This window comes from Vibrio sp. Vb1026 (assembly GCF_033338745.1).
Taxonomy (GTDB): domain Bacteria; phylum Pseudomonadota; class Gammaproteobacteria; order Enterobacterales; family Vibrionaceae; genus Vibrio; species Vibrio alginolyticus.
Map to the genome: position 1 here is coordinate 129,946 of NZ_JAWOTH010000006.1, position 19,046 is coordinate 148,991.

The following is a 19,046-nucleotide window of genomic DNA, read 5'->3' on the forward strand; positions in this document are numbered from 1 at the left end:
GTGGGGTATGGCAAGTCACATTTCTCTTAAACAACTGAAAGTGTTTACGACGATCACGCAGCACAAAACGCTCACAGCGGCTTCTGATAGTCTCTTTTTATCGAAAGCCGCAGTGAGCATGGCACTCTCAGAATTAGAAAAGCAGATCGGCCATCACTTATTTGATCGTGTTAATAACCGACTGATTTTGAACCAAGAAGGTCAAAAACTACTGCCACTGGCGGATGAATTACTCAACCGAGCCAAGGACATCGAGAGCATTTTCGATGGTGACCAAGCGCTATCGGGCCAACTTCGCATTGGTGCCAGCGACACCATTGGCAACCAAGTCGCGCCCTATTTGCTTAGCGAATTTCGTCAGCAAACGAACCATCGTTCTCAAAGTCTGTTCATTTCTAACTCCGCACAAATCTGCGACATGCTGACCGATTACGAGTTAGACATAGCCCTCATTGAAGGCAAAACACTTCACCCTGAATTGCAGTCTACCCAGTTTAGCGAAGATGAAATGTGCGTGATTTGCGCGCCCAATTCCCCAGCCGCGCACGAAGGGCCAGTAAACTTAACCGAGCTAGAAAACAGTGAATGGATATTGCGAGAGGCAGGCTCTGGTTCACGCGAATTTTTTATGCGCGTTGTCGCGCCGCGCTTGGAACATTGGCATGAAGCTTTTCAGCTCAATACCACCGAAGCGTTGATCAACTCAGTATCGGCAGGGTTAGGCTTGGGCTGTTTGTCACGTTTGTCTGCAGAACCTGCTATTCGTGACGGCCGCGTAAAACTGCTCGACATGCCTTTAGATATGAAACGTCGCTTCTGGTTACTGGTTCATAAAGAGAAATATCAAAGCCCATTGCTCAAAACGTTTATCGAATTTTGCCAAGATTGGGAGCGACCAACAAACCTTCCTTTGGCGGACAAATCCGCAAAGTGAAACCAAGATAGTTTAAATGCTAGTCAGTTAGTTGTACGTGTCTCTCATTCTGAGGCTTGTCGCTAGACTTGATTGGTCAAAAACTGTATAAAAAGCCAGTATCAATACACCAAATTAGGGGACCAACCATGGCTGTAATCGTCAAGTACGTGGTAGAACGCAATGGAGAAGAGAAAATGACTTTTACCTCTAAAGCGGAAGCTGACGCATACGACAAAATGCTGGATATGGCAGACGAGTTATTCTCACTGCTGGGTAAAAGTGAACTTCTAGAAGACGAAGGTAAGCAAGAAGATCTTGCAATGTTCCTTGCGCAAAACAAAGAAGAAGTGCTTTACGCTCTTGGTGCAAAACGTAAACCTGCACCAAAAAAAGCAAAGAAGCTTGAAGCTGTTGAAGAAGATAGCGAGCAAGAAGACGCTGCATAAGCCTCTCATTTGTTTAGAAAAAACGTCGCATTATGCGGCGTTTTTTTATTCCTGAAGTTAAACACTCTCTATTTCATAAAAACTAACCCCGGTAAACTCGTTTTTAGTCACTAGATTTAAAAAGCTATTGTCGATATTTGAAGTATAGATGCTTATTGGAGAACCACTTAATTTGAAGAGCCTCGGGGTTGAAACTTTAGCACGATCAATAACAAAACGCTTATATGGTCTAGTTCTATGAACTCTGCCATTTGGCTTGTAGTTTATCTCGCACAGTTCAGTATGTAATGCATCCAATTTAGAAGTCACATTAAGTGCATACCAAATGGAGTTATCCACATTTACAGGTAGGAATTCACAACAATCTCCGAGCGTATCTTTGAACAAGCTCGCAATATCATGGCGAACTACGTACGTACAGCTACCCCAGGCAGCAATCATTGGTTTTATTAAGTCATCGGAATCATCATGCCGGAGCCAATCAAGTGTCAATGGTTGCCAAGTTGATATTTTTGAAGCTCCATTGAATATTGGTAAAACTTCATTATTCACGTCGTCTAAACCCAATAGGCTCGTGTGCTCTAGATATAAATATTTATCCACATCTGGCTGAATACCAAATACCTTAGTAAAAGTTTGTTTTTTAAACTGCAATTTCATTCGCCCTTATTTTTCTGGTTATTGGAAACATGCCCATTTTCAAGTCGTCTCCAATATCCTCTAAAACCTCAACGATATCTTCTCTATCTGCATCCTGAGCAATCGTATTTTCAAGTAAATGTTCAACGTTCAAATAGTAAAATGAAGTATGGATACAGGAGTGAGAATAAGCTTCAACCATTTGCGAATGGGGCACATGTTTATTCCATCTTGGTAAAAATACACCATTTTCCGCACTATCTATATCGATTCGAAATGCTGATAGCCTCATTCTGGACTTTGCAGCTCTAATGTCTTTCCATGATACAATATGATGAGCAGCTACATTCTTAGGACGACATTGCCCTGTTTTTTTAAGGATGTTTTTGGACAAGCGATAACTATGGGCCTTATTATGCTCCCACCTTATATGTTGATTAAGTAAAAGATCATCTTTGGATATCACCCCTCTCTTATACTTAATAGAATCTATCACTGAACCTGCATAAAATATTTGAAATTGCGAAGCTTGCTTGGAAGCGAATAACTTATCACCAGTCACATTAAACAAATCTCTTTCCAGCTCAGACGTTGTAACCGTAACGACTTTTTTACCCATACTGATCTCATTGAAAATGCTTAAAAACGTAGATCAACCTTAATATGAATCAATATGAATATAAAGAATTATTTATCTCAAAACCGAGCCGCCTCAAGCTTGCGCCAAATTTATTTGAACTTATACGACACCTTGTTCTAAACAATTAAAAACATACCTCTGTATCTCGAAAGAACTCGCCAGAATAGGAAAACGCCCTTTCTTTCTAGAGCCGAGACAAGAAACTGCCTTCTATCGTTTCAGCAAAACTCCCCCAATAGACCACCTCGTAGCCACATTTCTCATCAGACAAACATATCTCTAAAAAGACAAAAGGTATCCATCTACGGACTTTCTCCATTTCCCCTCTTTAAACTCCCCAACACTCTCTTTATGATGACTGACAACTTAATTATTTCTTGTCAGTGAACAGACGAGACACAAGACTCAACACATGGAGATCAACTATGGCTTTCTTCTCTCTAGCCTTTGGTACGGCAACTAAAAACCGCGACGGCAAAATCATCGAAGCGTTTTTCCCAAACCCAGTTCTTAACCCAAGCGAAGCGCTTGTTAACGCACTAGCAGCAGTAGCAGGTTACGAGCAAGGCAACCAAGCTATCGAGATCTCTGCAGCACAAAGCGCAGAACTGGCAGCAGCATTTGAAGCAAACGGCGATGCGGCAAACGCTTCTTTCGCAGCAAAAGCAGCAGAATCAGCACAACCACTTGTACTGGTTATCCTTGCAACTGACGAGCAGCCACAAAGCGTTGCTGAAGGCTTCCTAAAACTTCAACTTATCTCTAACCGCCTAGTTCAACCGCACGGCACGGTACTAGACGGTATCTTCGGTCTACTACACAACATCGCATGGACTAACGAAGGTCCAATCGACCTACCTGAACTGGCAGAGCGTCAAATCGAAGCTCGCCTAGCGGGTCGTGCACTAAGCGTAGATTGCGTAGACAAGTTCCCTAAAATGGTGGACTACGTGGTACCAACTGGCGTTCGTATCGCTGACACTTCTCGCGTACGTCTTGGCGCACACGTTGGCGAAGGCACAACGGTAATGCACGAAGGCTTCATCAACTTCAACGCAGGTACAACTGGCGTGAGCATGGTTGAAGGTCGCATCTCTGCTGGTGTAGTGGTTGGTAACGGCTCTGACATCGGCGGCGGCGCATCTATCATGGGTACGCTATCTGGCGGCGGTAAAGTTGTGGTTTCTATAGGTGAAAACTCGCTACTAGGCGCGAACGCAGGTCTTGGCTTCCCAATGGGTGACCGTTGTACTATCGAATCAGGTCTATACGTAACTGCTGGTTCTAAAGTACGCATGCTAGATTCTGACGGTCAAGAAGTCGAAGTGGTGAAAGCACGCGATCTTGCTGGTGTTTCTGACCTACTGTTCCGTCGTAACTCTGTAACAGGTCAAATTGAGTGTCTTGCAAACAAGAGCGCGGTTGAACTGAACAGCGAACTGCATAAAAACAACTAATAAGTAGTTAAGAAAAATCCCCAGCAGGAAACTGTTGGGGGATTTTTTAGCTTAAGTCAAAATGCGTGATTACTGATTTAAAAAGCTGACCGCTTTATCTGGGAAATCAGTAAACAAACCATCCACTTTTACTTGGTTGTAGTACACATCCATCATGCCTTCAAAGCTGTCAGTGTACGCTGGAATGCGTCCGGGATCGGCGCGGAACGTGTATGGATGCACTTGCAAGCCAGCGTCTTTTGCAGCCTTCATCAACGGCTTGATGATGATATTGTCTTTGGTTGACTTATCATCCACCAGCATCGGCTTCCAAGGTCCAATTCCTTCCGCGTAACTCGCTACTTTCTTCATTCCGTCGGCTTCGAACATCCAGTCATAACTGTATGGTGTTGCCTTGTCGCCTTTGTACACCATAGTTTCGTTCCAGTCCGTGTAAGCCATAAGCTGAACGAGCTTTAAGTCCATGTCCATTGCAGGCATGAGTTCACTGTTGATGCGTTGAAGTTCATTCGCATCAAAACACTGAAGGTAGACTTTGTCGTCTTGAGAGCCGTAACCGTACTGCTTCAAGACTTTAAGTACTGCTTTAGAAATGTCCTTACCTTCATGACGATGGAACCAAGGCGCTTTAATTTCTGGGTAAATACCGATGTCATAACCCAGCGTTTTGTTTAAGCCTTGGATCAGCTCAATCTCTTCAGCAAACGTCGGCACGGTGAAGTCAGATTTCCACATAGGGAATCGGGTTGGATAGCCCGCTACTTTGTTGCCTTTCTCATCGATGTTGAACCCTTCGGTAACTCGCAAGGATTTGATTTCCGCCAGAGTGAAATCAATCGCGTAATAACGACCATCTTTACGTGCACGATCAGGAAAACGCTCCGCAACATCCGTTACGCGATCGAGATAATGGTCATGCAACACGACCAACTGGTCGTCTTTCGTCATTACCACATCTTGCTCTATGTAGTCAGGTTTCATTGCGTAAGCAAGTGCTTTGGCTTCTAGCGTGTGCTCAGGCAAGTAGCCCGATGCGCCACGGTGCGCAATGACAAGCGGCTTCGCAATCGCACCAGCAGAGAGGCTAAGTGCTAAAAAAGTAAGACATACTGACTTTGTTTTCATTGTTATTTCCTTGATAAAGCGAAGAGGCAGTATTCCACTGCCTCTTTAAATAAATATTACGCTAGCGCTTCCTTCTCGCGCTCTTTTTGCTCGTGGTGCGCACGTTCACCTAAGAAGGCGTACATCAAACACACGATAGAAGTAATACAAGAACCCACTAAGATGATAAAGCCACCATCCCAGCCAAAGTGGTCTACGGTGTAGCCCAAAATCGCGTTTGCGGCAACTGCCCCACCCAGGTATCCAAACAAACCAGTAAGACCAGCGGCAGTACCTGCGGCTTTCTTCGGAGCGAGTTCAAGTGCGTACAAACCGATCAGCATAACCGGACCATAGATTAGGAAGCCAATTGCAATAAGCGCCATCATATCTACTGTTGGGTTGCCCGCAGGGTTAAACCAATAAACCATCACTGCAACTGTCACTAGCACCATAAATAAGATACCAGCAGGTGCACGACGACCTTTGAACAATTTGTCAGAGATCCAACCACACAATAGTGTTCCTGGAATGCCAGCCCATTCGTATAAGAAATAAGCCCATGACGATTTATCTACCGAGAAATCCTTCGCTTCTTTTAGGTAAACAGGTGCCCAGTCCAGTACGCCGTAACGAATTAGGTAAACAAATGCGTTTGCAATTGCAATCGACCAAAGAAGTTTGTTGTTGAAGACGTATTTGAAGAAGATTTCCTTCGCTGTCATTTCTTGTTCATGGGACTTGTCATAGTCATCTGGGTAATCGTCTTTGTACTCTTCAATCGGAGGCAGACCACAAGACTGAGGGGTATCGCGAACCGTCATCCAAACAAACACAGCAACCAACGTGGCGAAAAATGCAGGAACATAAAATGCAGTGCGCCAATCATCATTAAATGCCCACAGGCCAAGAATAAATAGTGGACCAATCAAGCCGCCACCCACGTTGTGCGCCACGTTCCAAACCGAAACGATCTCACCACGCTCTTTACGTGACCACCAGTGCACCATGGTTCGGCCACAAGCAGGCCACCCCATCCCTTGGAACCAACCGTTTAAGAAAAGCAAAATGAACATCGCAGTGACGCTACCAGTCGCCCATGGCATAAAGCCAAAGCAAAACATCACTAATGCAGACATCAATAGGCCGCCACTAAGGAAATAGCGAGGGTTGGAGCGGTCTGAAACGCTGCCCATTAGAAACTTAGAGAGACCATATGCAATGGAAACAGCTGCCAAGGCGACACCTAAGTCTCCGCGGCTAAAGCCTTGCTCGATAAGATAAGGCATCGCCAAACTGAAGTTTTTACGAACTAGATAGTAACCGGCGTAGCCAACAAAGATACCGATAAAGAGTTGCCAACGGAGGCGAGAGTAGGTGCTATCGATGCTGCCAGGGGACAGACGATCAATGTGCGCCTTAGGTTTGAATATTCCAAACATAGGAACCTCATTATTTTGTATGCGATGGTAAAAACACAAAAGGAGCGAACGAAACAAAATAAATCTTCGTTCGAAAGTTCATGAATTGTATGGAGTTAGGATTTTATTTCTGTGACAAATGTTGCACATGGATTAAATATAAGTAAATACAGTAAATTATATGAGCATTAATTAGATCATCGTTCAACTTTACTCAAGATTCGTTAATATGAAACTGATGTTCAAACCTCTCACTTGAGCATTCCAATTCGAAACCTTTGAAACAAAGGCTCGAATTAGAACATAAACTAACCGTAAAAAGGGCGATTTACGCCTGCCCTACTCGCTCCGAACCAACTAATAACTAAAAAGCTGAAAAACGATCACGTTTAGCATCAAACGAAATAAAAAAAACAATTTTTATTTGAATACAAGCCGAAGCAATGATTCACAAACACAAGACATTAACAGCGTTTATTCTCTTATCAACTCATCCTATTGGTACCAATGGGATGACGATTGTTTCTAAAAGTCCAAACATGACAGCGTATTTTTTATATCACTGCTATCCCTTGATACATTTGACATTCCGCTACTCCTTTAGGGTTAATTGCTACACAAGTTCTGTGCAATAAATCTCCAAGCACGTAGCAGCTTCACAAAACTCCTCTTACCAGTTGTGCATTCTTTTTCACATCGGTAATTTGAGCGCTCTCAACACTGGCCTCGTGACAAATAAATTATTTTCGTTGTGTTCTTTTCCGGTTAAAAGATGCGCCATTTAACAAAAACGAAGACTTTGATTAACAAATTTATGCTCAAACGCTCATTTTTAACGCTCGTTTGTTTTCGCAAACGTTTATATATGCACAATAGTATCGTGCTAGACAGGCAAAAATGATCAAAGGACTTTTAACATGACAACGAACAAACACCCCTCTCTGCTCGGAGAATGTTTGGCCGAGTTTATCGGTACAGGACTACTTATTTTCTTCGGCGTAGGCTGTGTTGCAGCCTTAGTTCTAACAGGCGCATCATTTGGACAATGGGAAATCAGTATTGTATGGGGCTTCGGTGTCGCCATCGCGATTTACTGTACGGCTGGCGTCTCTGGTGCACACATCAACCCTGCCGTTACCATCGCACTTGCTATGTTCCATGGTTTTGATAAGGCGAAAGTGGTGCCATACATTATCGCGCAAATGCTTGGGGCATTCTGTTCTGCTGCGTTGGTTTACAGCTTATACAGCAACCTTTTCACCGACTACGAAATCGCTCATAACTTCGTTCGCAGCAGCCAAGATGCACTAGCAACTGCTGGTATCTTCTCAACCTATCCGCATGCCTCCCTATCTTTCTTTGGTGCTTTTGCTGTGGAATTCGTTATCACTGCTGTGCTGATGTTTGCGATTCTGGCTCTGGGCGATGAAAACAACGGCGCGGCACGTGGCGCAATGAACCCTCTATTGATCGGTATTTTGATTGCCGTCATCGGTGGTTCACTTGGCCCACTAACAGGCTTTGCGATGAACCCTGCTCGTGACTTTGGACCGAAGCTGTTCGCTTACTTCGCTGGTTGGGATTACGCTCTGACAGGTGCTAAAGACATTCCTTACTTTATCGTGCCTTTACTTGCTCCGATTGCAGGTGCGTGTTTTGGTGGTTGGTTGTATCCAAAAGCGATTGCCGCTTACCTTCCACAACAAGGTCACGGTTGCACGATTCCAAACCAATGTGAGACGGAAGAAGAAACAGAAGAAGCTAGAGCTTAAAACTGACGTAACTCGAACATTTACTAAAATATAAATAACGAAACAAAAGGATTCTTACCATGACTGAGCAAAAATACATTGTTGCCCTAGACCAAGGTACAACAAGCTCTCGCGCAGTGATTCTTGATCATGATGCGAACATCGTAAGCGTCGCGCAACGCGAATTTACTCAGATTTATCCAGAAGCTGGTTGGGTTGAACATGATCCAATGGAGATCTGGGCAACACAAAGCTCTACCTTAGTAGAAGCTCTAGCTAAGTCTGGCATCCGTAGCGACCAATTAGCGGCTATCGGTATTACTAACCAGCGTGAAACGACTATCGTCTGGAACAAAGAAACAGGTAAACCCGTTTACAATGCGATTGTATGGCAATGTCGCCGTACTGCTGATATCTGTGAAGATTTAAAAGCACGCGGTCTCGAAAACTATGTACGTGACAACACTGGTTTGGTGCTTGACCCTTACTTCTCCGGTACCAAAGTTAAATGGATTCTGGACAATGTTGAAGGCGCACGAGAAGACGCAGAAGCAGGTAAGCTGTTGTTTGGTACTGTCGATACTTGGTTAGTTTGGAAGATGACTCAAGGTCGCGTTCACGTAACCGACTACACTAACGCATCGCGTACCATGCTGTTTAACATCAACGATCTATGTTGGGATCAAAAAATGTTAGATGAGCTTGGCATCCCAGCATCTATGATGCCAGAAGTGAAGCGCTCATCGGAAATTTACGGTAAAACCAACATCGGTGGTAAAGGCGGTACTCGTATTCCTATTTCTGGAATCGCAGGTGACCAACAAGCAGCGCTTTACGGCCAAATGTGTGTTGAAGCGGGTCAAGCGAAAAACACTTACGGTACGGGTTGTTTCTTGCTAATGAATACTGGCCAAGAAAAAGTCACTTCGACACATGGCCTTCTAACTACTTTGGCTTGTGGTCCTGCAGGCGAACCAGCTTATGCACTTGAAGGCGCCGTATTCATGGGTGGAGCTTCTATCCAATGGCTACGCGATGAATTGAAAATCCTAAACGGTGCAGAAGACTCTGAATACTTCGCGACAAAAGTGGATACATCAAACGGCGTTTATGTCGTGCCAGCATTTACTGGTTTAGGCGCTCCATACTGGGATGCCTACGCACGTGGCACGATTGTCGGCCTTACTCGCGGTGTGAATTCAAACCATATCATCCGTGCAACATTGGAAGGCATCGCTTATCAAACTCGTGACGTACTGGATGCGATGCAAGCTGACTCAGGCATTAAGCTTGCGAACCTTCGCGTCGATGGTGGTGCAGTAGCGAACAACTTCCTCATGCAATTCCAATCCGATGTATTGAACACAGAAGTACACCGCCCTCAAGTAACTGAGGTTACCGCTCTTGGTGCAGCCTACCTTGCCGGCCTTGCCGTTGGTTACTGGGATAGCATTGATGAGTTGCAGAATAAAGCGGTACTTGATCGCACCTTTGAGCCACACGATGATGAAGAAAAACGCAATCGTCGTTACAAGGGCTGGAAACGTGCAGTGAAATGTGCACAAACCTGGTCTGAACTTCACGACGAAGAAGATTAATCTCATCTCCATAAGAAAAAAAGAGCGCCATTTGTGCGCTCTTTTTGCGCTTTATCCCCGATTCCTGAACTCGCTTACTTCTCACAACGAGCAAATTCGAGCACAATAGAGCTTCGAATTTGAAGCATTGGCCGTTACCAATGCACAAGGGAGTGGTAAGTGAAGCAAATACCTCGACACCAGCAGATTGTTGAGCTGGTGAAAAAACAAGGCTATGTCAGCACGGATGAGTTGGTAGAAAGATTCAATGTCAGCCCACAAACCATCCGACGCGATCTCAATGAACTCGCCGATGACAACAAAATTCGTCGTTATCACGGTGGAGCCACTATTCCTCTCAGTTCTGAAAACACATCTTACAACACGCGTAAAGCGCTCAACTTCAATGAAAAAGATGTCATTGCAGACGAGGTAGTCAAACACATTCCAGATGGTGCCACACTATTCATCGATATCGGCACCACACCAGAAGCAGTTGCGCGAGCGCTCAATAAAAATCATAAACAGTTGCGTGTTGTCACCAACAACATCAATGTTGCGACCATTCTTTTCCCTAACCCTGAAATCAAAGTCATCTTAGCGGGTGGAGAAGTCCGCAGCAGAGACGGCGGTATTGTTGGCGAGGCTACCCTCGATTTCGTTAAACAGTTCCGTCTCGACTTTGGTATTCTCGGCATTAGCGGTATCGACTTCGATGGCTCGCTATTAGACTTTGATTACCACGAAGTCCGGGTAAAACAAGCGATAATTGACAATAGCCGTAGTGTATTTCTTGCCGTAGACCACACCAAGTTCGGGCGCAATGCTATGGTGAAACTAGGCAATATTGCACAGCTCAACATGATCTTTACCAATAAGCAGCCACCAGAAGAAATCTTGTCAATTTTGAAGGAAGCTTCTATCCCACTTGAAGTGGTTGAAGCTAACGAATCAAACTCCGAAAACGAGTAACGTCAATCGTATAATTCCCCCTCAAATGACCTCTGCCTTAATTAGACAGAGGTTTTTTTGTGTCTAAATCACACAAAACGCTCACAAACGAAAATAATAGATGATCACAAACGAAACCTGAGCTAGGATTACATTATGTTCTAAAATGCTCGTTCGCTCACCAAGAGGTCAAATTTATGAGTATACAAAATAATGCTTCCACTACTAGCTCATCCACTACCTTAGACTTGATCGTAATCGGTGGCGGCATTAACGGAGCTGGTATTGCAGCAGACGCAGCTGGCCGAGGTTTGAGTGTTGGCTTATACGAAGCAAATGACTTCGCATCTGCGACTTCTTCAGCAAGTTCTAAACTGATACACGGCGGTTTACGCTACCTTGAACACTACGAGTTTCGTTTAGTTTCGGAAGCGCTCGCAGAGCGTGAGGTTATTCTTCGTAAAGCACCACACGTCGCACTACCAATGCGTTTCCGTTTACCGCATCGCCCATTCCTACGCCCAGCTTGGATGATTCGTTGTGGCCTTTTCCTTTACGATAACTTGGGTAAACGTACGACGCTGCAAGGCAGTAAAACCGTCAACCTTGCGAAATCTGGCTTGCTAAAACCAGAGATGAAAACGGGTTTCGAATACTCTGACTGTTGGGTTGATGATGCACGTTTAGTATTACTGAACGTTCTTGCGGCTCGCGAAAACCATGCTGAAGTGCGTAACTACTGCCGCGTGGAAAAAGCACACCGTGAAGGTGGTATCTGGCATGTTACTATTCACGATGTGATGACAGACCAACGTTTCGAACGTAAAGCGAAAGCGTTAGTCAATGCTGCGGGGCCTTGGGTAAAACAGTTCTTTGATGATGGATTAGAGCAAGCCTCTCCTCGTAACATTCGCTTAATCAAAGGCTCGCACATCGTTGTTCCTCGTATCCACAACGAACCGCAAGCCTACATTCTTCAAAACAAAGACAATCGCATCGTATTTATGATTCCTTACTTAGATAAGTTCTCAATCATTGGTACAACAGATGTGGAATACAAAGGTGACCCACGTGAAGTGTCGATCTCAGATGACGAAGTCGATTACCTCATTGATATCGTAAACCAACACTTTGTCCACCAGTTGACTCGCGAAGATGTAGTTTGGACATACAGCGGTGTTCGTCCTTTATGTGACGATGAATCTGACTCTCCGCAAGCAATCACACGAGACTACACGCTAGAGCTCGATGCGGAATACGACCATGCACCTCTGCTTTCTGTTTTTGGTGGTAAGTTAACGACCTACCGTAAGTTAGGTGAAGCAGCAATGAAGAAACTTGCTCCGTTCCTACCTGAAATGGGTAAAGACTGGACGGCCAACCAAACCCTTCCTGGTGGTAACTTCAGCTGTAGTCGTGAACAATTAGCTAAACAAATTCACGCTAAATACACTTGGGCGCCAGAAGCATTGATTCTTCGTTATGTCACACAGTTTGGTACCCAAACCTGGAACTTAATGGAAGGCACAACAAGTGAAGCTGACTTAGGACAAACGTTCTCGGCACAAGCAGGTGGTGTTTACCAACGTGAGATCGATTACTTAATGAACCATGAAATGGCAATGACCGATGAAGACATTTTATGGCGCCGTACTAAGCTTGGTCTTTACATGAACGAGGAAGAAAAACAGGCCTTAACGGACTATTTAAAGAAAAAGCTACAACAGAAAGTGGTTAATCTTTCTCAAGTTGGCTAACAGCTCCCCTCCCTCCCCCACAATAAAGCCTGCTTAGTTGCAGGCTTTTTGTTTTGTTGTTTAAGCACAACACCTTGGTGCGCTCCACTCGATTGCAAATAAGAACAACTATTCATAGACATTTGGCGTTAAATACAATCATACTCATTTGAAAAATAATGCATCAATGACTTCAGAGTACCGTACTCAGAGTATTGCCTCTGTATGGCAATGCAATTCTCGCGAAAGAAGTATCTTGAGGTTATTTTGGTATCGGCTCAAACAAGGAAAAGAAAATGGGTTTTATGATTGAACATTGGGACTTCTCAACCCCAGAAGCAACTCAACAATCCACCACGGCAGAGCAAATTCAAGCTAAGCATTGGTACCATTGCGAACGGCTGCATCCTGATATTCGTGGTTGGCTGGAGCAAAACCAAGTACCTCGAGCTACGGTTGATCATCTATTAGCCGACGAAAGTCGACCATCTTTCCATCCTTTGGATGACGAGAACTTCATGTTGATTTTACGAGGCGTCAATATGAACGGCAATGCATCACCAGAAGATATGCTTAGTATTCGAATTCTCTACTTTCAAGGCGCACTCATTTCAACTCGTAAAATTCCATCACGCGCGATCATGGAGATTCGCCAAGCATTAGCGGAACACAAAGGCCCAAAAAGTCTTGCCAGTTTACTTCATCAGATCATTGAAGGATTAAACAGTAAAATAGACATTTACCTTGATACGATTGAAGAAACACTAAACCAGTTCGACGTGAATGATGAGTCGACGTACAAACATATGGCGACTCAAAAAGCACTGATTTCTATCAAGCGTTTTATTCGCCCTCAGCAGTACGCTATCCGTGATCTTGTGGAGTCAGAATCAGAATTGATTGCTTTGAGACCTCATCAATATCGCTTCGCACACAATAATATTACGCGCATAAATGAAACACTTGAGTTTTATCTTGGAGAAGTGGCGCTTTTCCAAGAAGAGATCAAACATCATCGTGATGAGAAAACCAATAAAAACAGTTACCTGTTTACTTTGGTAGCAACGATTTTTCTACCAACCAGCTTCTTAACAGGTTTACTCGGTATCAATGTTGGTGGAATGCCAGGCGTGGAATCCACCATGGCATTCACCTGGTTCTGCATCGCCTTAATTGTCATTTTTGGTCTAGAGTGGTGGCTATTTAAACGCTTGGGGCTCACGAATAAAGCGGACGACGAAGACGAATAAACACTAAACCTATAAAGAACAAAAACCAAAAGAGGAGCACGCGGCTCCTCTTTTCTCTACTCACATTAGAATCTTATCCGGGGTGACCATCCACACGAGGGGTCACAAGCATCACACCAAAGCGCCACACAAATAGCCCAAACGCAACAATCCATAATCCGCCGCTGATATCAATCCACAGTATCATGTTCGCTGGATCAAAGATCACGGCGAAACTGCGAACCAAAGCTGCCGCGGTAATTGCTGCAAACGCAAGGCTCATGTTTGGCCCTTTGTAGATCATGCGACCAGTATGTCCCATCGTCACCCGTGTAATCATCGCTAAAATCAAACCGCCTAACGCACCTATCGCAAACAGGTGAATGAGGTTATGGCTGGCAAATGCATCTCCCCAGACGCCTCGCAAAATTAAGCTTAGTGGTAAACACAAATACGCAGCATGCAGCGACCACACTAAAGGCTCGCTCAGGGTTAACCAAGGTTTCCAGCGAACAAAACGCACCAACTGAGCAACACCTGCAAATAGCATCAAAGGACTACCTAGTTCTGCAAACGTCACAGGGAAAAAGCTCAGCACAAATAGCATTACCAATGGCAAGTTCGCGAACCACTCTAACCAAGCCAATGGTTGCGCTTTTTCGAAATTAAATCGACGCGCAGTAAAAAATGGAATCACACGTCCGCCCATCACTGACAACAGCAAGGTAAACCACCACAGCATTGCTTGCCACACCGCTGAAGAGCTAAAGGGCGGCATACCTTTTATCGTTGCGTAGCTTGCAAAGTTCGCAAAGATGGCCAAAAGAAACAGTGGAACGAAAAACAAATTACGCCAACCTTTGGCTCGATACACACGAATGCCCACCTCATAAGCGACAAACAGTAAAAATACCGCTTCGATACTGCTGGTTAACCATAACGGTGCTGGTGTCCAAAGCAATATGCGGGGCACTAACCACAAGCCAAATAAAGCCAGAAGCATGTAATGCTTGGTACCATTAATGCCAGTCCAGTTTTGTACCGCGGTCAGTACAAAGCCAACTACAATGGCCATCGAAAAACCGAACAACATTTCATGTACGTGCCACCACAATGCAGACACGGCTAATGCGTTTGGCTGTCCGCCTTGGAACATCCACACCCACAACGCAATCGCAACAATGGCGTAAATCGACCCAAACAGAAAAAACGGCCGAAAGCCTAATCGCAGCCATGCGGGGATTTTTTCTTCTACTTTTTTATCGGTGATATTCAGCATTATCTTGCCCTCAAGCGTCTCTCGATGCTGGTTAACTCAACTACATATTGATGCTACCATAAACATGTATAAAAAATACATGTTTATAATTAAGATTATACTTAAGAGGTAAAGTTGTGCTTCAGATGCGGGTTAGGTATAAACATGAGAGGCACAACTATCAGTTAAGGGATGCAACGACAATGTACATATTTGGCTATGGCAGTTTGATTAATTCTGCGTCGCGTAAGTTAACCGGACAAACGGGAGAAGCCATTCCCGTCATAGCACATGGGTTGGTTCGCTACTGGGGGAAGATTGACGACAGCTACAGCCTCTCTCCATTAGTGGTGAACCAAGGCGATGGACAGGTTAATGGCGTTTTACTCGAAGTAAATGAAGAAGCGCTCGCAGAATTCGACCGCCGTGAGCGAGGTTATCATCGTATTCAACTTCAGCCAGATCAAATCGAAACAGATGCGAGTTTTAACCAAGAACATGACATTTGGGTTTACGTAAAAGACGAGCCACTACCACCATGCGAAAAGAGCCCAATCATGCAAAGTTATGTTGATACCGTACTGGCAGGTTGCTTGGAAGTTTCCCACGCGTTTGCAGAGCATTTTGTGCGTCACACCATTGGCTGGCAACACGCGAAAGAAAATGACCGCCATCAACCCAAATATGGCAACCTTGCAGGCGTACAAGATCACCACTATGAGTTGATTGATAATCTAATCAAAAAAGGAGCCTAACGGCTCCTTTTTAGTATCTATGTTTTGCTTACGCGAGCTTAAAACTTGTAATCAACACCAACGTACAGGCTGTCAAAATCAAAATCTTCGCTGCCACCGTTTTCGGCATCAATACTTACCGAAGAAGCACGGTAGCCACCAGATACAACCAAACCTGAAGCGAACTCATAACCAGCCTCAACACCGTAGTTAAAGCCTACATCACGACCATCATCGGTAACAGTGCTAGATGATTTCACTTCATAAGAAACACTCATTACACCAAGGCCAGCAATCGCACCAACATAGAAGCCTGTACCTGCAAATTGGTATTTAGGCTTCGCATTGAAATTGAACGCAGAAGCATCAACACTAAATTTAACCGGCCACCCCATGTAAGAAAATGTTTCTTCAAAGTCGCCAAAGTATATGTACTCACCTTCAAAAGCTAGTTTGAAGTTTTCTGAATATTGAAGCTCTTTACCTACAGCGAAGCTAAGACCTGTCGCAGAAAAATCTTTTGACAAGCTTTTAACTTTAAGATCTGAATTTACCAAATCAGCACCAACATACCAGTTACCTTTTGCTTGAACTGATGCTGAAGCAACCACTGCACCTAAAGCCAATAATGGCAATACTTTTTTCATTATAATTTCCTAATTTTTCATACTGTTAGACAGCTTTTAAAAGCGCGGAGATTATAAATAGAGTTGAATACTTTCCTATTGATTTGTTTATAAAATGAGACACAAAACATAAACATGAACAATAAAACGTTTGCTTGATTAAACTCTAAACAGCTCGAGTCCTATTAAGTACTAGAGTTACCACAAGTAGCAAGTTTCCAAACCAGTCGCGTTTTTCAGTATTTTTACAGCAATATAATCCTTACGTTTACGGCTTTATTTATTACTCAATAGAGTCTATTTCATGAAAACAAGTTGGCTTGATATGATGATTTAAAGTGTTTAGGACTGTCTTACTAAAGGTTTGTGCATCTCTAAGTAGCTGTTTAAAATAGTCAGATTATTGAGCTCACACTTGGGCAGTGAGCAGTGCCAACGGGAAATTTACATGGCAAAGCTAAAAGATATCGCCATTGAAGCGGGCGTCTCACTTGCAACCGTATCGCGGGTTTTGAACAACGACCCAACGTTGAGCGTTAAAGAAGAAACCAAATACCGCATTTTGGAAATTGCAGAAAAACTGGAGTACCGCACCAGTAGCTCGAAGAAAGGCAACAAAGAAGCTAAGCAAAAACATCACTTTTTAGCCTTATATAACTACAAACAAGAAACAGAGGTGAATGACCCTTACTACTTATCAATTCGTCATGGGATTGAAACGCAATGCGACAAATTAGGTATTACGCTAACCAATTGCTATAACAGTGAAATTGATGTTGAAACGAAAAAGATAACAGGTGTCCTTTTAGTCGGAAATGTCGACCAAAAGGTAGTAGATAAATTACCTAAACGTCTAGCCGATAGCATCTGCTACATAAACTTTTCAGATCCAACCTGCCCTTATGATTGCGTTGATGTCGACCTTATTCGAATCAGTAGGCAAGTAGTTGATTTCTTTGTACAACGAGGCTACCGCCGCATCGGTTATATTGGCGGTCAAAACAAGCCCGACGCAGCTGACACTCGTGAAAATGTGTTTTTGGACTATGGCTATCTAAAAGGCGTGGTCGCAGAACAAGATATACACTATTGTGCCTGCTCTAGTTTGTCCGGTTATAACTTAGCGAAAGAGATGCTAGCCAAAGGTGACTTCCCGAAAGCAGTATTCATTGATTCAGACTCCATCGCGATTGGCATAGTACGTGCAATCCATGAATTTGGCTTAAAGATACCAGAGGATATTACGTTGATTAGTATGAATGATATTCCTACTGCTCGCTTTACCTTTCCGCCGTTGTCTACAATTCGTATTCACTCTGAGTTGATGGGAACTCAGGGAGTGAACTTACTGGTGGAAAAATACCGAGATGGACGCTTACAACCTCTTCATGTATACGTGCAAACAGAGCTTAAACTACGTGGTACAACTCAATGATACCTTTTCCATTAATCTCTTTTATGAATTAAATCTGGAACATCCCCCCCACCAACCAAAGACACTCATTTTGCTCAATCAGTACTGTTTCGGTATAACGCCGATAACTCAGCGGGTAGTAAGAAGTTCAACAACAAATAACTCTAAGCACCATGAATGCCCCAAATGTTTATCATTTAGAGGTGATGGTCGAAGAAACCAACTCGCGTAGCCAAATGCCTTTGTCTTCATTGTTTCGGCTGGAATGCCACAGCATAGCAATATCAAAATCCGCAACGGCGATCGGCGGCTTAACAGTAATGAGATCGTCCGAAAAGCCCTCCGCCAACGCCATTTTTTCTGGCACGATGGCAATGAGATCGCGCTTTTTCAACAGATGCCGAATAGTGAGAAAGTTGCGCGACGCCACGGTGACTTTGCGGCTCAAGCCATGTTCTGCGAGCTTTTGGTCTACTTGTGTCTTTAAGCTCCCATCGGGACTTACCAGAGCTTGCTCTATGTTCGCGAACGCTTCCAGAGACAGCTGTGTTTCCCCTTGCAATACCTGTTTATCACACATGCACACGTGCTTTTCGGTGTACAAGTACAAGCTCTCAAAGTTGTCATCCAACACCGGCATGCTGCCAATAATGACATCGAGCTTTTCATGCTCAGTTAATGCCACGTAGTTGCTACGATTGACGTTAATAAAACTGATCTGCGCCTCTGGGGCGCGCTGGCGTATTTCGTCATAAAGCCGAGGAGCAAAGATAAACTCGGCATAATCCGTTAACCCGATGCGACATACACCCGCGTAATTTTCAGGTTGGAAGGCAGACTTAGTGAGCAAGTCTTTGGCGATAGAATCCAATAAGTGATGCACAGTTGGCGCGATGTGGTGAGCGTGCTCGGTGGGCTCCATCTTGTGCCCTTTTCGCTCAAAAAGCGGGTCGTCAAACAACAACCTTAAACGAGACAAACTATGACTCATCGCCGACTGGCTAACGTAACTTTTCTCTGCCGCGACGCTAACGCTTCGATAGCGATACAAGTAGGAAAACGTCACCAATAAGTTCAAGTCAATGTTGCGCCACTGAATGTCCTCTTTCACTCCAACATCCTCATCCCATTTCATTCATAGATGAAA

At 44.1% G+C, this 19,046-nt stretch carries 17 protein-coding genes; 10 read left to right on the forward strand and 7 right to left on the reverse strand.

From position 1 onward, the window contains the following. The first annotated feature begins 7 nt into the window (after positions 1-7). Together R7E47_RS11875 and R7E47_RS11880 are read left to right on the forward strand one after the other, a co-directional pair. Positions 8-934 carry a LysR substrate-binding domain-containing protein gene (locus R7E47_RS11875; protein ID WP_017636009.1) on the forward strand — a complete coding sequence of 309 codons (927 nt, stop codon included), beginning with the start codon at positions 8-10 and terminating at the stop codon, positions 932-934. A 128-nt stretch (positions 935-1,062) separates the two neighbouring features. Beyond that, positions 1,063-1,362 carry a YebG family protein gene (locus R7E47_RS11880; protein WP_005380208.1) on the forward strand — a complete coding sequence of 100 codons (300 nt, stop codon included), beginning with the start codon at positions 1,063-1,065 and terminating at the stop codon, positions 1,360-1,362. Positions 1,363-1,419: 57 nt separating this feature from the next. Here the strand turns inward: R7E47_RS11880 and R7E47_RS11885 are convergent, their stop codons facing one another. Together R7E47_RS11885 and R7E47_RS11890 are read right to left on the reverse strand one after the other, a co-directional pair. After that, complete coding sequence (locus R7E47_RS11885; RefSeq protein ID WP_152560880.1) at positions 1,420-2,016, reverse strand: hypothetical protein; 597 nt, start codon at positions 2,014-2,016, stop codon at positions 1,420-1,422. Continuing rightward, complete coding sequence (locus tag R7E47_RS11890; protein ID WP_318084316.1) at positions 2,006-2,620, reverse strand: AHH domain-containing protein; 615 nt, start codon at positions 2,618-2,620, stop codon at positions 2,006-2,008. The genes R7E47_RS11885 and R7E47_RS11890 overlap by 11 nt, the downstream gene beginning before the upstream one ends. A gap of 446 nt (positions 2,621-3,066) precedes the next feature. Here R7E47_RS11890 and dapD point away from each other — a divergent pair, with 446 nt between their 5' ends. Further along, positions 3,067-4,098: a 2,3,4,5-tetrahydropyridine-2,6-dicarboxylate N-succinyltransferase gene (gene dapD / locus R7E47_RS11895; protein ID WP_025768219.1), complete on the forward strand. Its 1,032-nt coding sequence runs from the start codon at positions 3,067-3,069 to the stop codon at positions 4,096-4,098. Positions 4,099-4,167: 69 nt separating this feature from the next. On the opposite strand, the gene glpQ is transcribed toward dapD, so the two are convergent. After that, on the reverse strand, positions 4,168-5,223 hold the full coding sequence (gene glpQ, locus R7E47_RS11900; RefSeq protein WP_005380201.1) for a glycerophosphodiester phosphodiesterase: 1,056 nt from the start codon (positions 5,221-5,223) through the stop codon (positions 4,168-4,170). Positions 5,224-5,279: 56 nt separating this feature from the next. Then, positions 5,280-6,644, reverse strand: coding sequence for a glycerol-3-phosphate transporter (gene glpT / locus R7E47_RS11905; protein WP_005380199.1), 1,365 nt, complete (start codon positions 6,642-6,644; stop codon positions 5,280-5,282). An 896-nt stretch (positions 6,645-7,540) separates the two neighbouring features. Here glpT and R7E47_RS11910 point away from each other — a divergent pair. From R7E47_RS11910 to R7E47_RS11930, 5 genes are all read left to right on the forward strand, one after another. Further along, positions 7,541-8,395, forward strand: coding sequence for an MIP/aquaporin family protein (locus R7E47_RS11910; RefSeq protein WP_005380195.1), 855 nt, complete (start codon positions 7,541-7,543; stop codon positions 8,393-8,395). A 59-nt stretch (positions 8,396-8,454) separates the two neighbouring features. Then, complete coding sequence (gene glpK, locus R7E47_RS11915) at positions 8,455-9,972, forward strand: glycerol kinase GlpK (RefSeq protein ID WP_005380193.1); 1,518 nt, start codon at positions 8,455-8,457, stop codon at positions 9,970-9,972. A gap of 159 nt (positions 9,973-10,131) precedes the next feature. Further along, complete coding sequence (locus tag R7E47_RS11920; RefSeq protein ID WP_005380192.1) at positions 10,132-10,923, forward strand: DeoR/GlpR family transcriptional regulator; 792 nt, start codon at positions 10,132-10,134, stop codon at positions 10,921-10,923. 176 nt (positions 10,924-11,099) lie between these two features. Further along, positions 11,100-12,659 carry a glycerol-3-phosphate dehydrogenase gene (gene glpD, locus R7E47_RS11925; RefSeq protein ID WP_017636005.1) on the forward strand — a complete coding sequence of 520 codons (1,560 nt, stop codon included), beginning with the start codon at positions 11,100-11,102 and terminating at the stop codon, positions 12,657-12,659. Between the two features lie 275 nt (positions 12,660-12,934). Then, positions 12,935-13,888: a CorA family divalent cation transporter gene (locus tag R7E47_RS11930; protein WP_005391702.1), complete on the forward strand. Its 954-nt coding sequence runs from the start codon at positions 12,935-12,937 to the stop codon at positions 13,886-13,888. Positions 13,889-13,961: 73 nt separating this feature from the next. Here the strand turns inward: R7E47_RS11930 and R7E47_RS11935 are convergent, their stop codons facing one another. After that, complete coding sequence (locus tag R7E47_RS11935; protein WP_258670710.1) at positions 13,962-15,146, reverse strand: NnrS family protein; 1,185 nt, start codon at positions 15,144-15,146, stop codon at positions 13,962-13,964. A 182-nt stretch (positions 15,147-15,328) separates the two neighbouring features. Between R7E47_RS11935 and R7E47_RS11940 the strand changes: the two genes are divergently transcribed. Continuing rightward, positions 15,329-15,880 (forward strand): gamma-glutamylcyclotransferase family protein, encoded by a 552-nt coding sequence (locus R7E47_RS11940; RefSeq protein WP_025768214.1) that lies wholly within the window; start codon positions 15,329-15,331, stop codon positions 15,878-15,880. Between the two features lie 38 nt (positions 15,881-15,918). On the opposite strand, the gene R7E47_RS11945 is transcribed toward R7E47_RS11940, so the two are convergent. Beyond that, positions 15,919-16,506, reverse strand: a complete 588-nt coding sequence (locus tag R7E47_RS11945; RefSeq protein ID WP_005380175.1) for an outer membrane beta-barrel protein — start codon at positions 16,504-16,506, stop codon at positions 15,919-15,921. A 427-nt stretch (positions 16,507-16,933) separates the two neighbouring features. On the opposite strand from R7E47_RS11945, the gene ebgR reads away from it, so the two are divergent. After that, a complete protein-coding gene (ebgR, locus tag R7E47_RS11950; RefSeq protein WP_053349838.1) occupies positions 16,934-17,920 on the forward strand; it encodes a transcriptional regulator EbgR in 987 nt (328 codons plus the stop codon). A 172-nt stretch (positions 17,921-18,092) separates the two neighbouring features. Here ebgR and R7E47_RS11955 read toward each other — a convergent pair whose 3' ends face one another. Then, positions 18,093-19,010, reverse strand: coding sequence for a LysR family transcriptional regulator (locus tag R7E47_RS11955; RefSeq protein ID WP_053349839.1), 918 nt, complete (start codon positions 19,008-19,010; stop codon positions 18,093-18,095). Between the last annotated feature and the right edge of the window lie 36 nt (positions 19,011-19,046).